Raw genomic sequence first — 25,658 nt, 5'->3', positions numbered from 1 at the left:
TTTCACAGGAAATTGAGGAGGAATTTTCTATGAAGATCGCTGTTATTGGTTGCACACATGCAGGTACCGCCGCTGTTACTCAAATGGCTAAGCTTTATCCCGAAGCACAAATTACGGTATACGAACGCAATGACAATGTATCCTTCCTCTCGTGCGGCATTGCCCTCCATGTCGGCGGCGTCGTGCAAGATGTGAATAAGCTGTTCTACGCATCGCCTCAGCAGTTAACCGCAATGGGTGTTAAGATGAACTTGCGCCATGATGTCCTGGAAGTCCATACAGAAGCGAAGACCATTCTGGCACGTAATCTCGATACGAATGAGGAACAACTCTGCGAGTACGACAAGCTTGTCGTGACGACTGGTTCGTGGCCGATCATTCCGAAGCTTAAAGGGATGGAGCTGGACAATATCCTGCTGTGCAAAAACTATAATCACGCGCAGACCATCATAGAAAAAGCGAAGCACGCTAAACGGATCACCGTTATTGGTGCTGGCTATATCGGCATCGAGCTTGTTGAAGCATTCGAGCAGCTTGGCAAGCAGGTCACACTAATTGATAATATGGACCGAATCCTGTTCAAATATCTTGATCGTGAATTTACTGAAGCTATTGAGGTAGAACTGCAGCAGCGGGGTATTGAACTTAAGCTGGCTCAAACGGTAACTGGCTTCCGAGGTGAAGAAGGTCAAGTTGCCAAAGTCGTGACAACGGCTGGGGAATATGAGACGGATCTGGTCGTCTTATGCATCGGTTTCCGGCCTAATACAGATCTGTTAAAAGGCCAGGTCAACATGCTGCCTAACGGAGCCATTATCGTGGATGAGTATATGCGTACCAGCCATCCTGATGTATTTGCAGCCGGTGACAGCTGTGCCGTCTATTACAATCCGACTCATAAACATGCTTACATTCCTCTGGCAACAAACGCCGTACGCATGGGAACGTTAGTCGCCCGCAACCTGGTAGAGCCAACTGTCCGCTATATGGGTACACAAGGTACTTCGGGCATTAAAATATATGAGAGCAACATCGCATCGACTGGATTAACTGAGCTAGCGGCACTTGATGCAGGCATGAATGTGAAATCTGTCGCAATCGAAGACAACGACCGCCCTGAGTTTATGCCAACCTACGAGAAAGTGCAGCTCAAAGTAGTCTATGAAGCCAATACCGGACGAATTGTGGGGGCTCAGGTCATGTCGAAGGATGATTTAACCCAAGCCATTAATACGATGTCGGTCTGCATCCAGAACAGCATGACGATGAATGAACTTACCTTCGTCGACTTTTTCTTCCAGCCGCATTACAACAAGCCATGGAACCTGCTCAATCAAGCCGGATTACAGGCGATGTAAGTAAGTCAGGTCAACAAAAAAACTTGCGAGAGCTTCCTTTTACGGAGCTTTCGCAAGTTTTTATCTTTGTACGGATTATTCCTCTACATATTGAATGCCATCAGGAGAAAGGACAGAGATCCGGGCAAGCGAATCAACCCGGTATCCCGCTTCCTTCAACCGATCCGCACCGTTCTGGAACGACTTCTCAATGACAATACCGATTCCAGCAACACTGGCTCCAGCTGTCTCAATAATTCTAGCCATCCCAAAAGCTGCTTCACCGTATGCGAGAAAATCATCAATGATCAACACGCGTTCACCAGCCGACAAAAATTTGCGCGAAATGGCTACCTCGCTCTTCACCTGCTTCGTGAAGGAATAGACCTCCTCAACATACAGATCATCACGAAGTGTAAGCGACTTCTGCTTCCGCGCGAATACAAGCGGTACCTGAAGGGCAAGAGCTGTCATGACAGCCGGCGCGATGCCGGACGATTCCAGCGTCAACACTTTCGTTATCCCTTCGCCTTCATATGCAGCAGCGAAGCATTGGCCGATCTCCCACATTAACTGAGCATCCACCTGATGATTTAGGAAGGAATCGACCTTTAGCACTGTATCACTGAGTACGATCCCTTCCTCACGAATTTTATCCTGTAAAGCTTTCATAACCGCACATACCCTCCTGCTCAAATCTTATATATTGAGACTACTCGGAAAACAGGAAGTTCGCAAGACTCCTCATTTATTTTTAATGAGCAGTTGCTGCAGAAGCTGGCGCCTCTTTCATGGAACGAAGGAAGTAGGCAGCAAGCATGACGACAGCAAAGCCAACCAAATAAACCATCAGGATGCCCGTGTTGCTCCAGTACATGTCCCAGTTGCTCGTTGAAATCACACTCTTCATACCGCGCAGCACATACGTCATCGGCAGACATTGTCCAATCGCCTGTATCCATTGCGGTGCCAGCTCCATTGGGAAGGTTCCGCCGCTGCTTGCCAGCTGCGTAACTACTAGGGCAATAGCCACAAGCTTCCCAAGTGTACCAAAGATGGAGACAAGCATCAGAATAAGGGTAGTGAACGTACATGCCGTAACGAATGTAAACAAGAAGAATTTCGGTACACTTTGAACCTCTAGACCAATGGCATAGAGAAGAATCAAGTCAAGTACAATCGTTTGAAGCAAAGCGACGAAATAAAACAAGCTAATTCTGCCCCAGAACTTCTGCCATGCCGAACGTACTTGTCCCTCTTGAAAATGAATGATATTGGATGCCATCAAAGATCCTACTAATAGACCCAAGGCAAGAAAATAAGGAGCTGATCCGGCAGCATACGTCTTAACCGTATTTAAATCATTCTGCTCCAGTTGAATCGGCTGAGCATACATATCGAGCTCTGCGTCGCTGACTTCAATACCTGCTGTTGATTGCGCGGCATTAGACAGCTTATCCGTTAATTGCTTGGAACCGTCTACCAGGCGGATTACACCGCCAAGCAGCTCCTCGGAGCCGTTGTTCAACTGCTCAGCACCTCCAGCCAGCTGACTGATACTTCCCTGCAGCTTATCAATTCCTAGACGATAGCTTTGCAATCCTTCACCCAACTGAGAACTGCCGGCTGCCAGCTTACTGCTGCCCGTATAAGCTTCAGAGATTCCGCTAAAGACAGCCGTCTGAGCCGCGGCGAGCTTTGCTCCAGATTGCTGTTCCGCCTTAGCAGGCTTCTCCAGCTCCTGCACGGACCTGCTGACATTGCCCGCATCTTGAACCAGCTTCTCACTGTCGTTAACAATTACTGCAAACGATGAATCATCCTTCAATTCCGGATGCTGCGCCATATAAGTTTGGAGCTTCGAATGTAAGCTTGCGGCCGATCCATTCATGTCTGATGCACCCTTGGAAGCAGTGTCGGCAGCATTAGCCCATTCCACCATATCCTTTTGAAAGCTGCTTATTTCGGTTGTCAGCTGTTCCCCCGATGCTTTCAATTTCCCTAGGTTATCTGTCAAAGCAGCCGTCCCTGATGCCAAACCACCTGCTCCGCTGCTAAGCTGGTCGATTCCTTGCTGAAGTGGTTTGGTGCTGTTGCTTAACTTCATTACACCGCCAGCAAGTGATGCGATCCCGTTATGCAGCTTGCTTACGCCATCCTGTGCTGTCTCGGTTCCTTCCGTTAATTGCAAAGCACCGCTGCTTGCTGAGGAGAACCCATCCGCCATTTGATGCATTTTACCATATACCGTCTTGGTGTAGCTCTTGATCAAATTTTGGCTTACTTCTGTTTTTAATTCCTTCAGTACGTTACTGCCGATTTGTCCCGATACGTAATTGTTCCCCGGGTTCGTCATGAATACTAACTCAGCAGGCTTTGGATTCTCATTTGTTAAAGTAGTTACACTCGTTGAAAAGTTGTCTGGTATGACGATCGTCATATAGTAATCGCCGTCATACAATCCTTTATCTGCGTTATCTCGGTCAACAAAATGATACTCCAAAGCAGGAGACCTCTTCATGTTGTCCACAATATCCTGCCCAAGATGAAGCTCTTTTCCTTCTGAGACAGCTCCCGCATCCTCATTGACGATGGCAACTGGAAGCTTATTCAGATGTCCGTAAGGATCCCAATATCCCGCGAGGAACATTCCTGCATATAGCAACGGGATAAATAACAAAATAATTGAACCCACTCGAAGTGTTTTGTGGTTGGCCATTAATTTGAGATTGGTCCAAAACAAATTTCCTTTCATTCGTCATGCACTCCTACTATTTATTTGTATCATACAAGTAATAACCATTGTATTATACAAGTTTATTTTGAGAATGCAAATACCTGACCTATGAAAACATTACTTACCAGCATACTTGCATAATGCAAGCACGAACGGTAAGCTAACCATAATAACTAATGTCAGGAATGGATTCGTCGATATGAATATGAACGAGCAATCTCCCTTCAGCATGATTGAAAGTCAGATTTCGATCTTTATCCGTCGAGCCGAGGCAGCCCGATTATCCAACATAATGGGCAAAGAAATGGACCGCTCCTCTTACCTCATTCTGCAGCATTTGGAGAAGGCTGGAGCCGTCGCGATCAAGACGATCTCAACCATCTTTCAGCTTGATATTTCAACGGTTAGCAGACAAATTGCGGCATTAGAGTCTAAAGGTCTGATCAGAAGGCTGACAGATCCGAATGACGCACGAATCAGTCTATTGGAATTAACAAAGGAAGCACCTTCGCTGCTGGCAGAGGTTCGCGAGTCAAGGGAAGCTTTTTTCAAACAGCTTCTTTCGGATTGGTCCGAGGATGATGTCCGTTCATTAGGAAAGCTTCTGCTAAAGTTCAATGAGACCGCGGAACAACGAATCCGGTCCCGAAACTAAGAAAGGAGGTTGTCCAGATGGACAGCCTCCTTCTCTATTATAATCCAAGCATGAATTGAATAGTCCGGTCAGGTACCTCCGGAATATGTTCATGTCCATAATCCGGATAAATATCAACAGACTTTGGTGAAGTAATGTTATTGTACGCAGCAAATTGTGTCRATGGCGGGCAAATCGTATCAGCCAAACCAACCGTCATGAGCACTTCGCCTTTAATGCGGCCGGTCAGATGCTGCAGATCGATATAACCAAGCTTTTCGAATACCTCATCTTCACGCTCATGTCGTGGATCAAAGTGACGGAAGTAGGTTTTTAGCTCTGCATAAGCATCCTTCGCCAAATCCATTTCCCATACCCGCTTATAATCACTAAGGAATGGATATACAGGAGCCAACCGCCGAATACGAGGCTCAAGCGAAGCACATGCCAATGTCAATGCACCACCTTGAGAGCCGCCCATAGCTCCCACTCGGTCCGGATCAACTTCTGGCATATTCATAGCAATACCTGCAAGCTGTGCTGTATCGAGGAAAATATGACGCATAAGCAGATTATCCGGATGATCATCCAAACCGCGAATAATATGCCCGTTTAGCGTCGTACCTTTTACCCCGCCTGTATCCTCTGAACCTCCGCCTTGTCCACGGCAATCCATTGCAAACACCGAATATCCGAGAGCAGCATAGTTCAGCTTATCGGACCAGTCACCAGCATGCCAGGAATAACCGTGAAACTGCACAATTGCTGGATGAGGCTCTGCTGCATGTTTTGGCCGAACGTATTTTACATGAATTCTAGCTCCGCGTACACCTGTAAAATACAGATCGAAGCAGTCTGCAAACGGCACTTGGAAGCTGCTAGGTATAAGTTCAATTTGCGGATCAACTGCACGCATCTCTTCGAGGGCGCGCTCCCAGTAAGCGTCTATATCTTCCGGACGAGGGTTTCGTCCTTTATAGCTGTACAGCTGTTCTAAAGGCATATCAATAAGCGGCATATTATTCTTCCCTTCCATCATCGTATGGCAAATCTTCTCAACCAATTCCATATTCGCATGATCAATGTTCATTGACAAGCCCCTATTGAAGTTATCTATCATCCCTAAAACCAAAAAGCCCCGCATCCTGCATTGTAAGCAGGACACGGGACTTGCTATGTCTGATTATTCTTTTTGGCCCGTAAGATGGCCCCTTCTATATCAACCGAGAGCTGCTTGAGTCCATACAAATCTTCCTGCTCAAACAATTCGTTAAATTTCATCTGGAATTGAGCCGCTTCTCTCACCCGGTGATAATAATACAAATCCTGAATTGAGCTAAGCACCTTCGACACCACATTAGAGCGCTCCTCGAAGTCCCGCTGCGCATCCAGAATTTCATGACGGATGCTCGACATCTCGGTATCCAGCAGGAATGCGGCTTCTGATGCTGTCTTTAGCCGTTCACGCACATCCTCTGGCAGACTTTCCTTGTACTTATAATTCAGAGAATGCTCGATGGTAGCCCAGAAGTTCATGGCTAGCGTCCGAATCTGAATTTCAGCGAGTACGAATTTCTGTCCGAGTGCCGTTTGTACCGGATATTCCACGATCATATGGTAGCTTCGGTAGCCGCTGTCCTTGTAATTCGTTATATAGTCCTTCTCGTAAACGAGGGTTAAATCTTTACGCGTCCGGATGAAACCTGCAACACGGTGTATATCGTCTACGAATTGGCACATAATGCGAATGCCCGCAATATCCTCGATCCCCTTTTCCAATTGATCCGCAGGAACGTTCAGCCGCTTCGCCTTTTCCAGTATACTGGATACTTTCTTCACTCTACCGGTAACGAACTCGATCGGGGCATACGCTTCCCTCATCTTAAGCTCGACCCGCATTGTCTTTAACTTGACTTTCAATTCTTCTACTGCTTGCTCATAAGGCTGCAAAAAAAGATTCCAATCTCTGCCATCCATCCGGCCGCCTCCTGTTCTTATCGATGATCTGCGCCTACTGCCTCCGATATGTTGCGGTAGCCGTCTTTACGCAATCGTTCTTTCAAGCCGTTCGTCAGTTCGCGGAGCACCCCTGGACCTTTATAGATAAGCGCGGTATAGATCTCTACGAGCGAGGCTCCGGCGCGGATTTTATCGTATGCGTCATCAGCTGTAAAGATGCCGCCCGACCCAATAATCGGAAGCTTGCCCTCCGTCTGTCGGTATACCGCTCGCACAACCTCGGTTGAGCGCTCACGCAGCGGAGCTCCACTTAATCCGCCCATTTCCTTCGCATTCGCATGCGTAAGCCCTTCCCGCGAAATCGTTGTATTCGATGCAATAATGCCCGATACGCCGCTCTCTTTAATGGTCGAGACAGTAAGCTCTAGCTGCTCGTCCGTCATATCAGGAGCAATCTTCACAAGAACCGGCTTTGCTTTGCTACCTAATTTCGACGCCTGAAGCCCGATTTCCTCTAACACCTCGCCAAGAAGCGTACGCAGCTCGTCGCCATGCTGCAGAGCGCGCAAATCTGGTGTATTTGGAGAACTAATATTCACAACGAAGAAATCGCCATACGGATATAACACTTGTATGCACGAGCGGTAATCTTCGTGAGCCCGTTCATTTGGTGTTGCTTTATTTTTACCGACATTCACTGCAATCGGAATCCGGTTGATCCGGCGCTGTGAAAGCTTGCGAGCCATCGCCTCGGCACCTTCATTATTGAAGCCCATTCGGTTAATAAGCGCTTCGTCAGAGGGCAGACGGAAGAGTCTCGGCAATTCATTGCCCTGTTGTCCTTTTGGTGTTACCGTCCCTACTTCAGCGAATCCAAACCCAATGCTGGAGAACCCGTCAGCAGCTACACCGTTCTTATCAAGTCCCGCGGCCAAGCCGACTGGATGAGGGAAATGAATGCCAAAGAGATCAACGGCAAGCTCAGGTGCCTCCATGACGCCGTACATTGCGTGCAGCATGTTGTTCATGCCTGGCACACGGCCGGCAGTATGTAATCCGTCTATGACAAGATGATGGGCTTTCTCTGGATCCATCTGAAAGAATATAGGTTTAAGAATTGAAGAATAAAGCAAGGTTACACACTCCGTTTCAAGTTGTCTGTTCTATCTGACAGTTTATCTTTTTTATAGGAAAAAGAAAAGGGCGACAGCCATGCGTAAGGCCTATTCGTTATTGCGGCAGTACGAGAAAACGATTACAATGGGTTTATATTGGTAACCATTTTTCCATGGAAAGGTTGATTGTGGATGAGCACAGCCAAACGGAAAGCACCTGCAATGAAAACGAAGCCAAAAGAAGAGGTAAATGTCAAGGCGCTCGCTTGGATCGGGGCAGTCGTGGTCGTCATCATTGCCGCCGTTGCCGTCCTTCTCATCGTCAATCAATAGACAAGCACACAAAAAAACTCCATGCCTGACAGCATTAAGCTGCAGCAGCATGGAGTTTATTATTTCAAGCTTACATATTAAACGGATCGTCAGCAATCTTGATCGAATCTGTTGGGCAGCCATCGCAAGCATCTTGCAGGTCATCGTACAGATCTTCAGGAATTTCTGTATTACCGTGGTTGCCGTCGTTCGCGTAAATAACTTCAGCGATACCTTCATCGTCGTAATCATAAATATCTGGTGCTGTAGCGCCACAAGCTCCGCAAGCGATACAGGTGTCTTTCTCTACCCATGTAAATTTAGCCATTGGTATTCCCTCCCACAAAAAATATACATTAAAAATGTGTGCAGCAAACGTTAATGCTTGTATGCCGCTCGCTATAAATAGTGTAAACCTTCACTCATCAATATATAACAAACACTCCACCTTGGCAACAAGCTATCCTTAGGCAATTCTTACATTTCATCCTTTTGAAGCGAAGTTCCACGCAAACGTTTATTGCGAATTAGAGCTGATGGATCATCGCCTAGCATCCCAGCAGTAAGCACTGCATTCTCGCCAAATTTGTCACGCAGGACATCCATCGTTTTGGTCAAGGCTTCCTTACGCGGCTGCTGCTCGTAATCAAACAAATCAAGCTGGACAACGGTTTCTTCTTCCGCCGTTAAGTTCTGCAGCGTAACCCCGAGCAGACGAGCAGGCTCATTCACCGGCCAATGCTCATCAAATAACCGGCAGGCTTCATGATAGATGATATCTGTTGAATGGGTTGGGGCACGGAGCGTGCTGGAACGCGTTATAGTCGTCATATCCGGCTTCCGGATGGTGATCTGGACAGTAGAAGCCATAAGCTTCTGCCGGCGCAGCCTGCGGGCTGTTTGATCCGCCAGATTAAGCATGATTCGATGAGCATCTTCCCGGACTGTTACATCGTAGGGAAGAGTGGTTGTATGCCCGATTGACTTGCTTTGCTCCCGATCTGCACGAACTTCGGAATGGTCAATGCCATGCGCTGCTGATTTCATCCAGGAACCATAGGTGCCAAATTGACGGATTAACAGCTCTTCGTCTGCAGCAGCAAGCTGACCAATCGTTCGTATCCGCAGACGCTCCAGCTTATCTGCTGTCTTCTTCCCAATCCCATGCAGCACATCACAAGGTTTATCCCATAGCACCTGCGGCACATCCCGAAGACGAAGCACGGTCAGTCCGTTAGGCTTCTTCATATCAGAAGCCATCTTGGCAAGCAGCTTATTAGGAGCCACACCAATCGAGCATGGAAGTGTCCATTCATCGGCAATTCTCTTCTGCAGCGTTTCAGCAATATCGAGCGGCGAACCGAATATTTTGGACCCTGTAATATCCAAGTAACATTCGTCAATCGAGATCGGTTCCATTAATGGTGTGTATTCCTTTGCGATGCTCATAAAGCCGCGTGAATATTTGCGGTACAGATCGAAATCGGGCTGAATAATAATGAGTCCCGGACAGATCCGCATCGCCTGCCTAACCGTCATTCCTGTCTTAATGCCTTTACTTCTCGCTGCATACGAACAGGTGACAATAATTCCTTTGCGGAGCTCAACGCTGCCAGCTACAGCCGTTGGCTTGCCTTTATACTTCTCAGGCTCCTCCGCTTCATGTACGGAGCAGTAGAATGCATTCATATCCAAATGAAGAATGACGCGCCCTTTGGCCGGATAATTTTTGTGTACGTCCGCCATAGCCTGTAATCACCTTCCTACTCTTCCCAGCATACCGCTCTGCAGGAAGGTGCGTCAAATCCGATTCAGACGTTAAAAAAATTACATGCTCCCCTCTACATTCTAATCAACAAGTGTTATAATAGTTAATTATATTTGTGAAGGCGATCAGTTAAGAAGGAGGCGTCCCGGCTATGACTACACCCATAACAATATTTGACACTACGCTGCGCGACGGTACGCAAGGCGAAGGGATTAGCCTGTCAGCGGATGATAAGTTGAAGATTGCTCAAAAACTTGACGCTCTCGGCGTTCATTATATTGAAGGCGGGAATCCAGGCAGCAACAGCAAGGATATTGAGTTTTTCCAACGCATTAAATCCATGAACATTCAAGCGAAAATTACGGCATTCGGAAGCACACGCCGCAAATTTAGCTTGGCTGAACAAGACTCTTCCCTTGTACGTATCGCTGAATCCGGAGTTCCGGCAGCTACGCTTGTCGGCAAATCCTGGGATTTCCACGTGCATACTGCACTTCAAACAACGCTGGAAGAAAACTTGGCCATGGTATACGATTCCATCGCTTATTTAAAGCATAAAGGTATGGAAGCGTTATTTGATGCCGAGCATTTCTTCGATGGCTACAAGAACAATCCGGAATATGCGGTAGCCGTGTTGCGTAAAGCACAAGAAGCTGGCGCAGACTGGCTCGTGCTTTGTGACACAAACGGCGGTACCTTGCCAGGTGAGGTCTCCGACATTGTAAGCAGAATCCGCCGAGAATTGACGGCACCTATTGGCATACATACCCACAATGACTGCGAGCTGGCTGTAGCCAACTCCTTAGCAGCTATTCAAGCGGGCGCCCGTCAGGTGCAAGGCACTATTAACGGTTACGGCGAACGTTGCGGCAACGCAAACCTTTGCTCCATCATTCCAAATCTTCAAGTAAAGATGGGTTATGATGTACTTCCGGAAGACAAGCTTCGCACATTAACGGGAACAGCACGCTACATTAGTGAAATCGCTAACGTAAACATGCCGGTCGGCCAAGCCTATGTCGGTAACGCAGCTTTTGCTCACAAAGGCGGTATTCACGTATCTGCGATCATGAAGGATTCCAAGACATACGAGCATATTCAGCCAGAGCTTGTTGGCAATAAGCAGCGTATTCTTGTCTCCGAGCTTGCTGGCCAATCGAATATTATTTCCAAGGCACAATCGCTTGGTCTTGATATTAACACCAATAATGATCAAACCAAGGCCATTATGGACCATATCAAGGAACTCGAGCATCAAGGTTACCAATTTGAAGCAGCAGATGCCTCCCTAGAACTTCTTCTCCGCCGAGCATTTGGCGAGACCGTTGAAGTGTTTAAAGTCGAATCGTTCAAAGTGCTGATGGAAAACGCCAAAGGTCAAATGAACTCAGAAGCAATTGTGAAGCTGAATGTTGACGGACAGCAGGTTTATACCGCTGCAGAAGGCAACGGACCGGTCAATGCGCTGGATAATGCGCTGCGTAAAGCACTTGTCCAGTTCTATCCAAAGATCGAAGAGATTCATTTATCCGACTATAAGGTTCGCGTTTTTGACGAAAAAGATGCTACGGCAGCTAAGGTACGTGTACTTGTAGAATCCTCCAATGTCGAGAACACATGGAGCACGGTAGGTGTCTCCAGCAACGTCATTGAAGCAAGCTGGGAAGCTTTAGTGGACAGTATCCGTTATGCTCTGCTTAACATGGAGAGATCCAATACGGCCCCAACCGATAACATTGAACGACTAGGTGTCGTAAATCATTAAATAATAACAAAAACGGTCGTGCAGGTTTTTAACCCGCACGACCGTTTTTTGTTGGAATCAGCTGTATTGCTCGATAAGCCGTTCCCATTCTTTTATCGTGATAACTCCATTTATCCGTTCCCGAATGACCCCAGAGGAATCAATAAGGAATGTCGTTGGGAAGGTATCCACTTTGTATATATTTGTAACATCTCCCTTGCGGTCCATAAGGATCGGGAACGTAAACTCATGATCGTCCACAAATTGCCTTGCTGCCCGTTCCTTATCGAACTTCGTGGCATTTACACCATAGAAGGCGATCTTATCCCCGTATTTCTCATATAAGGTTTGTAAATCCGGCGCTTCGAGCTCACATGGTCCACACCAGGATGCCCAGAAATTTACGAAGGTCAGCTTGTCCTGCTTGCCGCCAATTGCATAGTTTTTTTCATCTAGTCCAGGTAATTGGAAGGTTACCGCCTCAGATCCTGCCTTTGGCTTAAAGCCTGCAGCAGCCGCAGTAACGCTTGATTCATCTTTCGCGACGTATTGATACACCGCTAAACCTGCCAATACAAAAGCTGCGATAAACAGCATCGTAGCGCGCTTCATGGTGTCCCTTCTTTCATCATTCTTTTCTATATTATACCTATCGTAACACGGCGGGGAATGGAAGCTCAAGCGAGAGGGCACATTAGCCAAGAAATCGACAAAATGTCCAACATCAAGATCGGAGGATGCTTTTTTATGGCCGAACACAAATGGCTGCAATATATCGCCTTTGCTTCTGTTCCACTCGTCCTTGTGCTTGGCAATTCAATGCTCGTCCCAATCTTGCCTGACTTAGCCAAGAAGATGGAGATTTCGGAGCTTCAATCCAGCCTTATTATCACTCTATTTTCGGTCAGCGCAGCTATTTTCATACCAGCTATCGGTTATTTATCCGATCGTTTCCGCAGAAAAATCATCATCATACCCGCCCTCGCTGTATACGGTGCTGCTGGCATTCTGGCAGGTTTCGCTGCGGTTTGGGGGTCTTACTGGCTCCTCGTCATCTCCAGAATCATACAAGGGATGGCAGCAGCCGGAACAGCTCCGATTGCCATGGCGCTTGTTGGCGATATGTATAAGGATGGAGAGGAAAGTGAAGCACTGGGCATTGTTGAGGCTTCGAATGGTGCAGGTAAAGTCGTTAGTCCAATCCTTGGTTCGCTGCTAGCTCTGATTATTTGGTATGCGCCATTTTTTGCTTTTCCGATCTTCTGCGCCGCTTCACTTGCTGCTGTATGGTTCTTCATCAAGGAGCCCAAATCTGAATCCGAACCTTTAAAGCTCAAACAATATTTATCTGATATGAAAAAAATATTCCGGGAAAAAGGCCGCTGGCTCATCACTGCCTATTGTACAGGAGCACTGGGTTTATTCCTGTTGTTTGGAGTATTGGTCTATTTATCAGATATTCTCGAGAAGCCCCCCTACTCCATTGAAGGTGTATGGAAAGGCTGTATTCTTGCCATTCCACTGCTTGGCCTTGTGATTACGGCTTATCTGACCGGACACAGTATCAAAAAAGACGGCAAAAAAATGCGCCGTTTTATTCTGATCGGATTATCGCTCATGAGTGCCGCGTTAATTGGCTGTCTATTTAGTTACTGGGTCATCTATCTGTTTATCGGATTTATTACAATAAGCAGCGTTGGTACAGGGCTGCTTCTCCCTTGCCTTAACACCTGGATTACAGGCTGTGTTGATCGGTCCCATCGCGGAATCGTTACTTCATTTTACAGCAGCCTCCGATTTTTTGGCGTTGCTGCCGGGCCTCCACTGTTCAGTTGGCTGGCCGATCGATCTGTAACTGTACTGTTTATCCTGTTAGCTGTTCTAGCTATTGCAGCGCTTATATTCGCCATTCGATTGCTACACCCCGAGAAAACAGCTAATCCAGCTAGCTAACTCCTTCCTGTCCCCTGTATAATGAGCTATACAATTGCAGGAAGGAGCATTTATGAGATGGAGAAGATCGCGATAACCAAGGAAGCTTATGAACACTTATTGAGCATCTGCCAGCAAGCTTTGCCTCATGAAGCCTGCGGCGTACTTGCAGGTACCTCCGCTTCGCCCGGCGAACCTGCAATCGTTACGACTATTTTGCCAATCACGAATATCCATCCTGAGCCTACACGCTCCTTCAGCTTTCATCCTGGCGAATGGATATCCATCTATTACGACATGCAAAAAAACCGACAAACACTCGTCGGTTTTTTCCACTCGCATCCAACCTCCTCAGCTGTACCTTCCAAGCAAGACTTCCTTGGTTTTCCAGCTTCCGATCGTCAGATCTCCTATTGGATTATATCTATAGGTCATACTGTCCAGCCTTATCGGCTTTATGATCAAGGCTTCACTCCCCTTGCTCTAATGCTTACTTAAGTAAGCATACAGGTCACCAAGAGTTGTTATATTCCGATCCAGTATTTGAACGAGAAATTTCTGCCACAGCTTAGCCGTCATTATGGAATCATGCAGCGCATGGTGACGTTCTGTTATCGGAATGCCATAGTCCTCAAGCAGGTCATCCAGCGCATAAGAAGAGCGCTTTGGCTCCAGCCATTTCGCTACCAGCATCGTATCCAGTACACGATGATTTAAGCTTATTTTGGAAGTACGCCATAACGCCGCGTTCAGAAACTGTTTGTCATGTCCTGCAGCATGTGCAAGCAGCAATCTCCTCCCGAGAAACTCCATAAAATCATGCAAAACCTGCATCAACTCCGGCGCATCCAGCACCATCTCGTTCGTTATGCCTGTTAATTCAATAATTTGCTTAGGAACTCGACGTTTTGGATTAACGAGACTATAAAACTGCTCAGACTCCCGCAGTTCTGCCCCCTTCATATGAACCGCTCCAAATGATATAATCTCGTCGCCATTCGAGGGATAGAATCCAGTCGTCTCTAAATCAAACACAACAATGTCCAGCTCTTTAAGCGGCATATCCAGTAAGGACCCTTTGCGTTGCTCCTTGTTCATAGAACGAATAAAGGCCATCTGCTGCGCATTTTGCGAGCCCATCATGGAAGCTATTGCAGGCGTGAAACCACCCATTTTGTATAAGTTCCACATCCGCCCGACGCCTTTTGGTTCTTTCATTAGTTTCACCACCGCCTTACATGAGCCTTCCCGTTATACGTTTAAACACCTTGCGCTGCAGCCTTTTGCCATGCCTAAGCGCACTCTTCAGCTCTTCGGTCATTTCTCTAGACAAATTCCGGCTGGACAACTTACCATTATTCGCATACAATCCACCCTCGTTCTGCTCGGTTGTCATGAGCCGAAGGCGAAGAAAGAGACGAAATGCCTGTTCAGAACCAGCAGCCTCATCCGATTCCAATTCATTATGCATGGCAAGTCTGCGGATACGCAAAAGTGTTGAGGTATCACGAATACCCGCTTGAATTGCCAGCAATCGAATAGCATTCACAAGCGGAATATACGCACCGTATTTAATATCAAGACTCCCAGCATCCGATCCGTATTGTTCCTTAAGCAAATGACCAAACAATCCTAGCAGCACTTTATGACGCATCGTATTATCAAGCATACGTCTTATGATGTTAGGATAATCAATCATATTATTGAAGTAATGATCTTTGAGTTCAAAAGCAAGACGATGTTCACCGTACACCGATCTTCCATCTGCCATTATTAACAAGTATCGAACGGCTTCCCAAGCCGGTTCTGCGAACCAGCCATTCAGCTTGACCTTCCATTCGGATAACGACATGCACCACTCCGGGTTATTACTAAGCACATTCCCTTCGCATAGCGGGTAACCGGATTGCTGCAGGTTCGAGACGATGATTAAGGTTAATTGCTGAAAATAAGCCCTGGCCTCCTCCGAATCGTTAACGGAATCCTCAAAAACAATACCGCTGTCTTGATCACTCGACAGCGTCTGTTCCTGACGTCCTCCGCTGCCGAACAACAGATACGCGTAAGGCACGGGGGGAGAACCCATCCCCAACCGTGCCATTTCCGCTTCCGCTAGTATGATAGAGCGGCATATAACCGAGTCATGCAGCTCATTTAATTGTTCGTTGAATTGTTCGACCGGACTCATTTGGAGAATACCTTTCATATGCTCGTGTACTTGATCCCGCAGACTGCGCAGTACATTCACATTATCGGCTTTGCCGATTTGCTTCAGAAGCTGCACACATACCGGATCGCCCATCCGCCGCCTCTCCCCTCAGGTCAGTCCAACAATGCTTTCATTAACCTTGGATGCCCTGACCTTTTTTAAGTTGCTCAGGATAACCATAAGCGCCGTGCTCACTCAGGTCAAGACCGATAATTTCTTGCTCTTCTGTAACACGGAAGCCGATTACAGCTTTGATAATTACAAGAACAAGGAACGATGCAGCAAGTACGAACGCACCGCACACTGCTACCGAAAGTGCTTGAACTCCCAATTGATGCCAGCTGCCAGTATCAATCAGACCACCTTGACCAACGCCTACTTTTGTAGCAAGCTCATCTGTTGCGAAGATACCGTTAGCCAGCGTACCCCAGATACCAGCAGCGCCGTGTACGGACATTGCGTAGATTGGATCGTCGACTTTGATTTTTTCGAAGAATTTTGCACTGTAGAATACAAGCACGCCTGCTACCAGACCGATAACAACTGCTGCCCAAGGCTCTACGAATGCGCAAGATGCTGTAATAGCTACCAGACCAGCAAGTGTACCATTCAACATTGTAGTAATGTCAGCTTTGCCATTAACTGCCCAGGAGATCAGAAGAGCTGCCACTGCACCAGCGCCTGCGCCTAGCATCGTTGTGAAACCAACGTAACCAAAGAAGCCATCGCCAATCCCCAAAGTACTACCAGCATTGAAGCCGAACCAGCCTACCCAGAGGAGCAATACAGACAGAGCTGTAAACACTTGGTTATGACCGGAAATTTCGTTCGCAGAACCATCTTTATTGAACTTGCCAATACGCGGTTTTAACAATACTGTTGCCGCGAATGCCGCAAGTGCACCAGACAAGTGAACTACTGTGGAACCTGCGAAATCTTGCGCGCCGTCTTTTGCAAGCCAGCCGCCGCCCCAGATCCAGTGAGCCACGATAGGATAGATAACACCAATGAAGATAATTGTGAAGATAAAGTAAGAAGACAATTTAGCACGTTCCGCAAATCCACCCCATGCGATCGAGAGTGATACGGTAGCAAATGCAAGTTGGAACAAGAAGAATAATGTAGTAGGAAGTCCGTCATCCACACTTACAATAGAAGGATCGAAGAGGAAATCACCGAATCCAATAAATTCACTAATGGAACTATCTGCACCAAATGCAAAGCCGTAACCAACTGCCCAAAAGATCAGTGCAGCAAGACCAGCTGTGAAGATTGTCTTACCAGCTACGTGACCCGCATTCTTCATTCGAGTGGAGCCTGTTTCTAATAGAATGAAGCCGCCTTGCATGAGCAATACGAGCACGAAGGCTACCATTACCCATAGCGAGTTGATTCCCATGTTAAGTGTTCCAGCTGTTGGATCATCGGCAAATGCCATTGCCGGGAATACCAAACATAATGCCCCTAAAGTTAACACCATTTTCTTAATCAATACGACCACTCCCTTAATGTGATGTTTACTAACATGTTAGGAAAGACTTAATGTCATTATAGTCAGAAGCACCTAGTTTGACAATATATATCTTCTAAATTTGAAAAAAAATCTAACGTTCGTGTCTCAAAACGAACCGAATGTTAAGTTTTTTCACAATCAGCCTAGGGAATTAGTTCTAAAGCATATATATTCTTCGCATTTTGAGTCTATTACTTTGGAATCAGTTTCTAGTATTAACAATTAATTAAGAGAAATTTGTACATTCATGTAACACGTTTGACTGTACGGTTAGTTTCCGATTATGATTAAGGGATAGTATATAGAAAGAAGGTGGTGGATTTGGGGATATGAAGCTTTATCGAATAGGCGAGCTTGCCAAAATAGCGAATGTCAGCGCTCGAACGATTGATTATTACACTTCCATGGGGCTAATAGAACCATCGGAGCGTTCCGCCAAAAACTATCGCTTATATCAAGATGAAACTTTAGTCCGGCTTAAACGTATCGAACAAATGAAGCAAGAAAAATATACGTTAGATGAAATTAGGGAAGCTTTGGATGGCTGGAGCAAGGTTACAGCCGAGGAGCAGGTGTCTCAGAAACTAACAGATCTCCAGCATCACCTGTCGCAGCTGGAACGTGAGGTCAAGGAACTTGAGCCCGTCCTCAAACAGCTGAAGCCGAGACAAGCAAATCGCTTGTATACGCGCCTCATGCCCCAAACAGCGGCTTGTATCGAAGCATTAATGCTTCTTATTAATAAGGGACCATTCATGTGAGCATTTGTCCCATCGATACAAGACTGCCAGCAACCTTAAACATTCTATTGGAGGTATGATCACATGTTTTTTCACCCCATGGACTTCCTCATCCTGATTGCCTTCGCTCTATCCATATGGGCGCAATTCCGGGTGAAAGGAACGTTCAACAGATGGGCCGGTGTTCAAACGAATTATGGATTGACCGGCTACCAGGCTGCAAGACGTATGCTGGATGCCAACGACTTGCATGATGTTCCAATCGAAGCTGTACGTGGCACCTTATCGGACCATTACGATCCGATCCACCGTGTTGTAAGATTATCTGAGCAAGTCTATTATGAAAGTTCCATTTCCGCTGTTGCTGTTGCCTGTCACGAAGTTGGGCATGCGATTCAGCACAAAGTACATTATCCGATGCTGGTACTTCGCCACCGTATCTTCCCAGTCGTGAACATCGCATCCGGTATTGCACCATTCCTGCTCATTGCAGGTTTTCTGTTCCATGCGATGAACCTGGTTGGTCTCGGCATCATCTTCTTCTCCGTAGCCGTTGCTTTCCAAGTTATCACTTTGCCAGTAGAGTTCAATGCAAGTAACCGAGCACGTGATCTGATGGTCGCTGAGGGCTTTATTACTAATGAAGAAGAACGAGGCGTCGCCAAAGTGCTAAACGCAGCCGCATTGACTTATGTGGCAGCAGCGCTGATCTCCTTACTGGAGCTCGTTAAATACATCATGATCTTTACATCGAGCGATGATGACTAAATCACATAGTTAATAAAAAACAGTATCGCCTACAGGCGATACTGTTGATAACAACAAAAACGGTATCGCCTACTCAGGCGATACCGTTTTTGTTTTCCCCTTATTATCTTCCAGCTCGCTGAAATAGTTGATCAGGAAGCTATGGAATACTTTAGATACAAGCGACATCTTTTCATTCGAGCGATGAATGATGCCGATATTACGCATGACTCTAGGCGAACGCACACGAACTTTTGCCGACTGCAGCACCCCTGCATGATACAGCGCCATCTCTGGCAGCAGACTTACTCCCATACCGGCTGCGACAAGTCCTCGGATCGTCTCCGTCTCTTCACCTTCAAAACCGATCTTTGGTGTAAATCCTGCCTCTTGGCATGCCTCCCATACGATTGGCCGCAGCGAATATCCTTCACTGAACATAACAAACGTATCATCCTTCAACTGGTTAAGGTCAATTTCCTCTTCTTCAGCTAAGGGATGACTTGGAGGAAGTATCGCATACAGCTCCTCAGTCAGCAGAACTTGACCACATACATGCTCATGTTCATCAGGAAACGGAGAGATAAAGGCCAGATCAATTTCTCCCTTAACCATATCGCGAATCAGCGACGGATACATGCCCTGCCGGAAACGGAATTTGACATTGGGATGAAGCTTGCGGAATGCAGCGACAACTTGAGGGACAACAGATACGCCTAGGCTGTGAGGAAAGCCAAGTCGAATCTCCCCTTTCTCAGGATCCATAAACTCGTGTATCTCTACAACAGCCTTTTCCAGATCCTCCAGAATGACTTCCGCACGCTTAAGAAACAACTGGCCAACCGGCGTCAGCTGAAGATTGCGTCCTTTCTGAAGAAACAATTTGACGCCCAGCTCTTCCTCGAGCTGGTGGATTTGCCGACTAACCGCGGATTGCGCGACATGCAGCTCTTCTGCCGCTTGCGTCACATGTTCTTTTTTTGCAACCTTTACAAAATAATAAAGCTGACGTAGTTCCATAATGTCTCCTTATCTCTCCCGACCATGCTGATTCTAATATCGGCGCCGCTTCTTAGACATAGCGCGATCTAATAACCCATATAACAAAAATCCTGCAAGCCCGCCACCTACGTGCCCCCACAAATCAATCGATGGGATTACAATGGAGTAGACGACCCCAAATCCTAATATCATATATACCGTTTTTCTTGAAGCCTCATCCAGCCATGCCTTACGGAATAATGAGATAAACAGGAAAGCACCATAAACGCCGTATATGGCGCCTGAGGCACCTACTGCCACATGTACGGCCCATTTATCTTCTGTAAAGCTGGATACAACGGCACTGAGGGCATTGCCCAGTATTCCGCATAAGAGATAAAACACAGCATATTTGAATGATTTCAATAATCTCTCCAGCGGAGGTGCAAACACAAGCACCGAGAACATATTAAACAGCAAATGCTGAAAGCCGGCATGCATGAATATGGAAGTGACATATCGCCATGGCTCATTAGTCCCAAGTGGATCTCCCGGCGCATAGCTGGTGAAAGCACCATAATCAATTAAATGCTCAGTACTATTGGTATCCCCCGTAAAGGCGATCACAATGAAATAAATAAGATTAAGCGCGATAATAACGGAAGTAACCGGGTAGGCACGCAAGTATCCGCGAAAGCTTTCATATCTTAAAAAAATCATTACGAATCTCCCCCTTCCAACCATTGGACAATGCCGATTCATAAAGCTTATAATTAAACCTGTTACAAACCTTAACTATAGAAGGAGGACATTATCAATATGTCACAAGAACGCACTGGCGTTGCCGCATTCAAAGGCAATCCTATTACATTAATCGGTCCGGAAGTCAAAGTTGGAGACCAAGCTCCTGATTTCACAATCAACAAATCGCTTGTTGACTCCGTCTCCTTGAAAGATTTCGCAGGTAAAGTAAAACTGATCAGCGTTGTCCCTTCCATTGATACAGGTGTTTGCGACGCGCAAACTCGCCGTTTCAACGAAGAAGCTTCTTCGCTGGGTGACAATGTTGTCGTGTTGACAGTAAGTGTTGATACACCATTCGCTCAATCCCGCTGGTGTGGTGCTGCAGGCGTAGATAAAGTGGTTATGCTGTCTGACTTCAAATCGCATGACTTCGGTCAGGCATATGGCGTTTACATAAAGGAATTCGGCCTTGATATGCGTGCTATCTTCGTCATCGACGCGAATGATAAAGTACAATACGTTGAATATCTGTCCGAAATGACAGAACATCCAAATTACGAGCAAGCGATTAACGCCGTTAAAGCGCTCGTCTAAACCTCTTTACGCATGAGAAAACCTCTATCGGGGCCGTTCGAAGATGTACGACCGCGCTTAGAGGTTGGTTTTATCGCCAATTAGAATTTTTGAAGCGAGTGAAGGGCTTACCTTCCTCGCTTTTTTCATGTTTAAGTGATTACTGAGTTATGCTTTGAAAGCTGCAAGCTTCTTGTCCAATATCCGATAAATATCAAGAATAACGCGGTAGTTGGAGCCAAGATCACCAAGCGATCCTTTGGAAGCGGAATAAATATCAACTGCCGAAGTGACAGGATTAACGCTAATGACAGTGACCGTAATATCCATTGTACGTCCAGTCATCGTCCGCTTCTCCAGAACAATCTCTCCGACCGACTTCACTTCGTGGAGCAGCTTATAGCCTTGCATCTTCTTAAGGGTGGATGTAACTTCTTCCCACGCCTTCTCCTTCGAGAGCTTGTAGATATGAGATTTGAGCAGTGGGTCCTTAGCTTTATCGCCCGTCGCTTCGAAACTGCGCAACAGCCCGATTAGGGTCCGCTTCAACAACGATGATCTCCCCCTCTAGCATCTATGTACGTCAACAAATATTGTAGCATGTTTATATCCTTAGAAAAAGACCGTAGAACATATTCTTACATACAAAAGCAGCTCCCCGATCATCACAGCTGGATGACCAAGAAACTGCCGGTCTCTATAAGAGCAAGAAAAAAACCCGCGAATGCCGTCCGACTCACATGTTTCTGAACCCGCTCTCGCAGGTGGGTGTCCGCAGAAACGTTTTTGAAATCCCTTTTTCGAGGGCTTGTCAGCCGCGTTCCAATGTTGGTCTCCCTAGAAACAGCCATTGGTTCAAAACAACGTAAAGCCGAAACGAACATCGCAGGATGTATTGCTATTATAGACGTAAATCCGGCAAAAGTAAACTTGCGCTCACTGCTATTTAATGGTTCCGGTCTCTCTCCGAATCCGTTAGATCAGCAAATTCATTTTCTTGTGCTTCTGCTTCTTTTTGTTTTTCCTTCTCCATCTGATCTTGAAGCTTACGGTAAATGAGATGGAAGTTCCAGAACGAAAGATAAGCGATCACACTGCCCATGAAGAACGGAATCAGGAAAGTATACTGCGTGCTGAAGTACATCACTGCAGCGGCCATAATCGCCGTAGAGAACGAGCGAATCGGACGTCCAATTGTAATTAGGATTGCATTTTTCAACAATTGAAACGTTTTCATATGATAGTGCACAAGCATCGAGAAGAAGTTAAATAAGGATACGACAAGCAATAAACAAATCGCCAGGTATAAGTACGAGAACAAATTGAATTGATCTTGATAAACAACAAAATCAATGATCATAATGCCCAAAATCAGCGAGTAGAAAATGCCACCGATCATACTTTGCAAATAATTCTCTTTGTATCCGCGGAAGAAAGTTTTAAACATCGGTACATCTACTTCACCCATTACCCATTTGCGCGCAATAGTGAACATTGCACCCGTTGCCGGGAAAAGAGTAAAAGGAGCGATAACTGCCATCATGATTAACGTGGCATACACTTGACTCGTAACCGCTGAATCAGATATATCTGCCGGGGCAGCCAAAAGTCCACTCCATGCAATAAATACAAACGGAATCGAACATACCAGCCACAAGATATTAATGACCGCTAGTCGCATGATCCATTCGGAAATCCGATACAACCCGCCAACAAGGCCTTTTGGTTCCATTTGATTCGCCCCTACCCTCATAGATTAAGTTCAATGTAATAAAAAAGGGAAAGCCCGGATGCCCGCTAGGCATCACGGACTCCCCCTGATCTAGATAACTTAGTTGTTTACGAAGTCTTCAGACGAATATTTCGGACGACGCGGCTCGCTGCTGCGGCCTTCACCACTGCTGCGACCTTCGCTGCTGCTGCTGCGACCACGGCTGCCGCCGCCACCGTTGTTATTATTGTCACGGTTGTTACGGCCTTCGTAGCCACGGGAGCTGCCGCTGCGTTTGTCATCGCGTCCACGATAACCACCACCGCCACCGCTGCCACCGCTGCCGCCGTTGCTGCTTCCGCCGCCACGGTTGCCGCCGCCAAATGAACTACCAGAGTAACGGCGTCCATTCGAACGGATGTCCGGCTTGCGTTTCTTCGCGCGAAGCGGTTCTTCCGGCGTAAGTTCAACGCTAACGTCTTTCTTCTCGCCAGTGAGCAATTTGAGAGCTGCTGCCATCAAATGTACGGAATCATATTGTTCCAGCAATTGAATTGCGATGCCTTTATATTCAGTGAACTCATCGTTCTGAACAATCTCAAGTACACGTTCAGCTGTAAGGCGTTGTTTGCCTTCGATTGCTTCAGCAAGGCTAGGCAATGGCTTCTTGTTGATCTTTTGACGTGTTACTTTCTCGATGAAGTGCAGGTGATCTGCTTCACGAGGTGTAACGAACGAGTAAGCCGAACCTTCTTTACCTGCGCGGCCTGTACGACCGATACGGTGAACATAGCTCTCCGGATCTTGCGGCAGGTCGAAGTTGATTACATGTGTTACGCCGGAAACGTCAAGGCCACGTGCTGCAACGTCTGTTGCTACAAGGACATCGATGCTGCCATCACGGAATTTACGCATAACGTTGTCACGTTGGTTCTGCGACAAGTCACCATGCAGACCGTCAGCAGAGTATCCGCGTTTTTGCAGACCTTCACTCAGCTCATCAACACGACGTTTCGTACGACCGAAAATAATAGCGAGCTCAGGCGATTCCATATCGAGCAGGCGGCACAAAGCTTCAAACTTTTGACGCTCATGCACTTCGATATAGTTTTGCGCGATAAGTGGAGCTGTAACTTGTTTTGAAATAACCGCTACATGCTCCGGGTTTTTCAGGAACTGTTGTGCCAGCTTCTGGATGTTCACAGGCATTGTAGCCGAGAACAGCAAAGTTTGGCGCTCGTCCGGTACTTGCTTCAGGATCGCTTGGATATCTTCCATGAAGCCCATATCCAGCATTTCATCCGCTTCGTCAAGAACAACGGTCCGTACATCTTCAAGCTTAATGGTTTTGCGGTTAATATGGTCGAGCAAACGCCCCGGTGTACCGATAATAATTTGCGGCTTCTTTTTCAGAGCGCGAATCTGGCGACCGATTTCTTGTCCGCCATAGATCGGCAGTGAACGAAGACCTTTGTATTTAGTCAGCTTCCCGATCTCTTCTGCTACTTGGATAGCAAGCTCACGGGTCGGCGTCATAATCAATGCAACGATGCGTTCTTCGCTAGTCGGAATTTTGTTAATCAACGGAATTCCGAATGCAGCCGTTTTGCCTGTACCAGTCTGTGCTTGACCAATCATATCGCTCCCACTCATAGCAATGGGGATCGACTTGTCTTGGATTGGGGTAGATTCCTCAAATCCAAGCTCCGTAATTGCCTGCAACACTTTAGGTTCCAGGCCAAATTCAGCAAATGTTTTCAAACTTTTCTCATACTCCTTTTATCTGCAGCCTACTAAAAAATATCCAAACCATTATAGCACATATCAACTTACGAATACCAGCAATGGGCAAAAAGCCATACTACCATAGATTAACATCCGCTGAAAAAACAGCGAGAAATCATCAATGGAGCTAACTAAAATGAACAAGTGGACTTTTCATACTGCTGTTACAGCATCCGTTATGACCATAGGCGCTCTTCTTATTGCGGGAGCGTTTAATCTATTTCTCATTCCCCATCAATTGTTAAGCGGCGGCTTGTCGGGTGTCGCGATGATGATCGGCTATATGACCGGCGGAAACATCGGCTGGCTGTATTTAGTTCTTAATGTTCCCGTCCTTTGTTGGGGATGGTTTATCGTTGGACGCCGGTTTATTATTTGGAGCATGTACACCGTTCTAGCATCCACTTTATTTCTCCAACTCATTCCCGTAACGGCAATCGCCAAGGATGCAGTTCTTGGTTCCGTATTTGGCGGAATCATTCTGGGCATCGGCACCGGCATGATGCTTCGTTACGGCGGCTCCTCAGGTGGCTTTGATATTATAGCATCAATTATCACTCGAAAGCGCGATTTACCAGTAGGTTCTATTATTTTTACTTTAAATGGGCTGGTAATCGCTGCTCTTGTCCTCTTTACGCAGGATTGGAATTTGGCGCTTTATTCCCTTTTATCTATATATACAGCCGGTAAAGTCGTCGATATCATTCATGTCCGCCATATTAAAGTAACTGCTTTTATCATTACAACCAAAACAGACGAAATGCTGGCGAAGCTGCTTAGTCACCCTCGAGGTATCACGATTATTAAAACAAGAGGCGCTTATACCTCAGCTGAAAAGGATATGCTGATGACGGTCCGTACGCGTTACGAACTTGCCGAATTACGTAAAACAATTGCATCAATCGATGCCCGGGCTTTCGTCAATATCGTGGAAACAGTAGGTGTAATAGGCGACTTCCACCGCTCAAAGGATTAGCCCAAGAATAATAGACAAACATGGAATCATATACATATCCCTATGTTTTTACAATTCATCCTGTTATAATGTGGTTATCCCGTTACTTTTGTTTTCTTGCCATATGATTTGCCCTGAACCTATGATGAAAGGGTGATGCTC

Annotated in this window: 26 protein-coding genes and 1 other RNA gene; 10 read left to right on the top strand and 17 right to left on the bottom strand. The window is 46.5% G+C overall.

The window, feature by feature from the left end:
• The first annotated feature begins 29 nt into the window (after positions 1 to 29).
• On the top strand, positions 30 to 1,358 hold the full coding sequence (locus tag AB4Y93_RS05905) for an FAD-dependent oxidoreductase (protein ID WP_441889918.1): 1,329 nt from the start codon (positions 30 to 32) through the stop codon (positions 1,356 to 1,358).
• Positions 1,359 to 1,433: 75 nt separating this feature from the next.
• Here the strand turns inward: AB4Y93_RS05905 and AB4Y93_RS05900 are convergent, their stop codons facing one another.
• A complete protein-coding gene (locus AB4Y93_RS05900) occupies positions 1,434 to 2,009 on the bottom strand; it encodes a xanthine phosphoribosyltransferase (RefSeq protein WP_441889916.1) in 576 nt (191 codons plus the stop codon).
• An 82-nt stretch (positions 2,010 to 2,091) separates the two neighbouring features.
• Positions 2,092 to 4,092 (bottom strand): YhgE/Pip family protein, encoded by a 2,001-nt coding sequence (locus tag AB4Y93_RS05895; protein WP_441889914.1) that lies wholly within the window; start codon positions 4,090 to 4,092, stop codon positions 2,092 to 2,094.
• Positions 4,093 to 4,273: 181 nt separating this feature from the next.
• On the opposite strand from AB4Y93_RS05895, the gene AB4Y93_RS05890 reads away from it, so the two are divergent.
• The gene (locus AB4Y93_RS05890) at positions 4,274 to 4,729 is read left to right on the top strand and encodes a MarR family winged helix-turn-helix transcriptional regulator (protein WP_441889912.1); all 456 of its coding nucleotides are present in this window, start codon (positions 4,274 to 4,276) and stop codon (positions 4,727 to 4,729) included.
• Between the two features lie 37 nt (positions 4,730 to 4,766).
• On the opposite strand, the gene AB4Y93_RS05885 is transcribed toward AB4Y93_RS05890, so the two are convergent.
• The 3 genes from AB4Y93_RS05885 to AB4Y93_RS05875 form a co-directional block, all read right to left on the bottom strand.
• Positions 4,767 to 5,726, bottom strand: coding sequence for an acetylxylan esterase (locus tag AB4Y93_RS05885; RefSeq protein WP_441890516.1), 960 nt, complete (start codon positions 5,724 to 5,726; stop codon positions 4,767 to 4,769).
• Between the two features lie 155 nt (positions 5,727 to 5,881).
• On the bottom strand, positions 5,882 to 6,685 hold the full coding sequence (locus AB4Y93_RS05880) for a GTP pyrophosphokinase (RefSeq protein ID WP_441889910.1): 804 nt from the start codon (positions 6,683 to 6,685) through the stop codon (positions 5,882 to 5,884).
• Positions 6,686 to 6,702: 17 nt separating this feature from the next.
• Positions 6,703 to 7,800: a quinone-dependent dihydroorotate dehydrogenase gene (locus AB4Y93_RS05875; RefSeq protein ID WP_441889908.1), complete on the bottom strand. Its 1,098-nt coding sequence runs from the start codon at positions 7,798 to 7,800 to the stop codon at positions 6,703 to 6,705.
• 174 nt (positions 7,801 to 7,974) lie between these two features.
• Between AB4Y93_RS05875 and AB4Y93_RS05870 the strand changes: the two genes are divergently transcribed.
• Positions 7,975 to 8,115 (top strand): hypothetical protein, encoded by a 141-nt coding sequence (locus tag AB4Y93_RS05870; RefSeq protein ID WP_167272088.1) that lies wholly within the window; start codon positions 7,975 to 7,977, stop codon positions 8,113 to 8,115.
• A gap of 70 nt (positions 8,116 to 8,185) precedes the next feature.
• Here the strand turns inward: AB4Y93_RS05870 and AB4Y93_RS05865 are convergent, their stop codons facing one another.
• Positions 8,186 to 8,422, bottom strand: a complete 237-nt coding sequence (locus tag AB4Y93_RS05865) for a ferredoxin (protein ID WP_167272158.1) — start codon at positions 8,420 to 8,422, stop codon at positions 8,186 to 8,188.
• A gap of 149 nt (positions 8,423 to 8,571) precedes the next feature.
• Positions 8,572 to 9,840, bottom strand: a complete 1,269-nt coding sequence (locus AB4Y93_RS05860; RefSeq protein ID WP_441889905.1) for a DNA polymerase IV — start codon at positions 9,838 to 9,840, stop codon at positions 8,572 to 8,574.
• A gap of 173 nt (positions 9,841 to 10,013) precedes the next feature.
• Between AB4Y93_RS05860 and cimA the strand changes: the two genes are divergently transcribed.
• Positions 10,014 to 11,627 (top strand): citramalate synthase, encoded by a 1,614-nt coding sequence (cimA, locus tag AB4Y93_RS05855; RefSeq protein WP_441889903.1) that lies wholly within the window; start codon positions 10,014 to 10,016, stop codon positions 11,625 to 11,627.
• Between the two features lie 57 nt (positions 11,628 to 11,684).
• Here the strand turns inward: cimA and AB4Y93_RS05850 are convergent, their stop codons facing one another.
• Entirely contained in the window at positions 11,685 to 12,218 is a 534-nt protein-coding gene (locus AB4Y93_RS05850; RefSeq protein ID WP_167272148.1) for a TlpA family protein disulfide reductase, read from the bottom strand.
• A gap of 135 nt (positions 12,219 to 12,353) precedes the next feature.
• Between AB4Y93_RS05850 and AB4Y93_RS05845 the strand changes: the two genes are divergently transcribed.
• Positions 12,354 to 13,559 (top strand): MFS transporter, encoded by a 1,206-nt coding sequence (locus tag AB4Y93_RS05845; protein ID WP_441889901.1) that lies wholly within the window; start codon positions 12,354 to 12,356, stop codon positions 13,557 to 13,559.
• Between the two features lie 57 nt (positions 13,560 to 13,616).
• The gene (locus AB4Y93_RS05840) at positions 13,617 to 14,036 is read left to right on the top strand and encodes a Mov34/MPN/PAD-1 family protein (protein ID WP_441889899.1); all 420 of its coding nucleotides are present in this window, start codon (positions 13,617 to 13,619) and stop codon (positions 14,034 to 14,036) included.
• Here AB4Y93_RS05840 and AB4Y93_RS05835 read toward each other — a convergent pair.
• The 3 genes from AB4Y93_RS05835 to AB4Y93_RS05825 are packed head-to-tail and all read right to left on the bottom strand — an operon-like array spanning position 14,022 to position 17,239.
• Positions 14,022 to 14,756, bottom strand: a complete 735-nt coding sequence (locus tag AB4Y93_RS05835; RefSeq protein WP_441889897.1) for a 3'-5' exonuclease — start codon at positions 14,754 to 14,756, stop codon at positions 14,022 to 14,024. The genes AB4Y93_RS05840 and AB4Y93_RS05835 overlap by 15 nt on opposite strands.
• A 16-nt stretch (positions 14,757 to 14,772) precedes the next feature.
• On the bottom strand, positions 14,773 to 15,840 hold the full coding sequence (locus AB4Y93_RS05830) for a DUF294 nucleotidyltransferase-like domain-containing protein (RefSeq protein WP_441889895.1): 1,068 nt from the start codon (positions 15,838 to 15,840) through the stop codon (positions 14,773 to 14,775).
• 40 nt (positions 15,841 to 15,880) lie between these two features.
• The gene (locus AB4Y93_RS05825; RefSeq protein WP_167272131.1) at positions 15,881 to 17,239 is read right to left on the bottom strand and encodes an ammonium transporter; all 1,359 of its coding nucleotides are present in this window, start codon (positions 17,237 to 17,239) and stop codon (positions 15,881 to 15,883) included.
• A 350-nt stretch (positions 17,240 to 17,589) separates the two neighbouring features.
• Between AB4Y93_RS05825 and AB4Y93_RS05820 the strand changes: the two genes are divergently transcribed.
• On the top strand, positions 17,590 to 18,021 hold the full coding sequence (locus AB4Y93_RS05820; protein WP_441889893.1) for a MerR family transcriptional regulator: 432 nt from the start codon (positions 17,590 to 17,592) through the stop codon (positions 18,019 to 18,021).
• Positions 18,022 to 18,084: 63 nt separating this feature from the next.
• Positions 18,085 to 18,768, top strand: coding sequence for a zinc metallopeptidase (locus AB4Y93_RS05815; protein ID WP_441889891.1), 684 nt, complete (start codon positions 18,085 to 18,087; stop codon positions 18,766 to 18,768).
• A 69-nt stretch (positions 18,769 to 18,837) separates the two neighbouring features.
• On the opposite strand, the gene AB4Y93_RS05810 is transcribed toward AB4Y93_RS05815, so the two are convergent.
• Together AB4Y93_RS05810 and AB4Y93_RS05805 are read right to left on the bottom strand one after the other, a co-directional pair.
• Positions 18,838 to 19,767 (bottom strand): LysR family transcriptional regulator, encoded by a 930-nt coding sequence (locus AB4Y93_RS05810; RefSeq protein WP_441889889.1) that lies wholly within the window; start codon positions 19,765 to 19,767, stop codon positions 18,838 to 18,840.
• A gap of 33 nt (positions 19,768 to 19,800) precedes the next feature.
• The gene (locus AB4Y93_RS05805; protein ID WP_441889887.1) at positions 19,801 to 20,448 is read right to left on the bottom strand and encodes a rhomboid family intramembrane serine protease; all 648 of its coding nucleotides are present in this window, start codon (positions 20,446 to 20,448) and stop codon (positions 19,801 to 19,803) included.
• Between the two features lie 99 nt (positions 20,449 to 20,547).
• Between AB4Y93_RS05805 and tpx the strand changes: the two genes are divergently transcribed.
• On the top strand, positions 20,548 to 21,066 hold the full coding sequence (gene tpx / locus AB4Y93_RS05800; RefSeq protein ID WP_441889885.1) for a thiol peroxidase: 519 nt from the start codon (positions 20,548 to 20,550) through the stop codon (positions 21,064 to 21,066).
• 147 nt (positions 21,067 to 21,213) lie between these two features.
• Here the strand turns inward: tpx and AB4Y93_RS05795 are convergent, their stop codons facing one another.
• The 4 genes from AB4Y93_RS05795 to AB4Y93_RS05780 all read right to left on the bottom strand — a co-directional run bounded on the left by AB4Y93_RS05795 (position 21,214) and on the right by AB4Y93_RS05780 (position 24,517).
• Positions 21,214 to 21,597, bottom strand: a complete 384-nt coding sequence (locus AB4Y93_RS05795) for a DUF1499 domain-containing protein (protein ID WP_441889883.1) — start codon at positions 21,595 to 21,597, stop codon at positions 21,214 to 21,216.
• Positions 21,598 to 21,756: 159 nt separating this feature from the next.
• A non-coding RNA gene (gene ssrS, locus AB4Y93_RS05790) (6S RNA) lies at positions 21,757 to 21,940 on the bottom strand.
• A gap of 51 nt (positions 21,941 to 21,991) precedes the next feature.
• Positions 21,992 to 22,777: a YesL family protein gene (locus tag AB4Y93_RS05785; RefSeq protein WP_441889881.1), complete on the bottom strand. Its 786-nt coding sequence runs from the start codon at positions 22,775 to 22,777 to the stop codon at positions 21,992 to 21,994.
• Positions 22,778 to 22,876: 99 nt separating this feature from the next.
• The gene (locus tag AB4Y93_RS05780; RefSeq protein WP_441889879.1) at positions 22,877 to 24,517 is read right to left on the bottom strand and encodes a DEAD/DEAH box helicase; all 1,641 of its coding nucleotides are present in this window, start codon (positions 24,515 to 24,517) and stop codon (positions 22,877 to 22,879) included.
• Between the two features lie 160 nt (positions 24,518 to 24,677).
• Between AB4Y93_RS05780 and AB4Y93_RS05775 the strand changes: the two genes are divergently transcribed.
• Positions 24,678 to 25,517: a YitT family protein gene (locus AB4Y93_RS05775; protein ID WP_441889877.1), complete on the top strand. Its 840-nt coding sequence runs from the start codon at positions 24,678 to 24,680 to the stop codon at positions 25,515 to 25,517.
• The last annotated feature ends 141 nt before the right edge of the window (positions 25,518 to 25,658 follow it).

The organism is Paenibacillus sp. YAF4_2, assembly GCF_052113225.1.
In the GTDB taxonomy this organism is placed as follows: domain Bacteria; phylum Bacillota; class Bacilli; order Paenibacillales; family Paenibacillaceae; genus Pristimantibacillus.
Note: the sequence above shows the minus strand (reverse complement) of the source record. Positions and strands in the feature narration are given on the sequence as shown.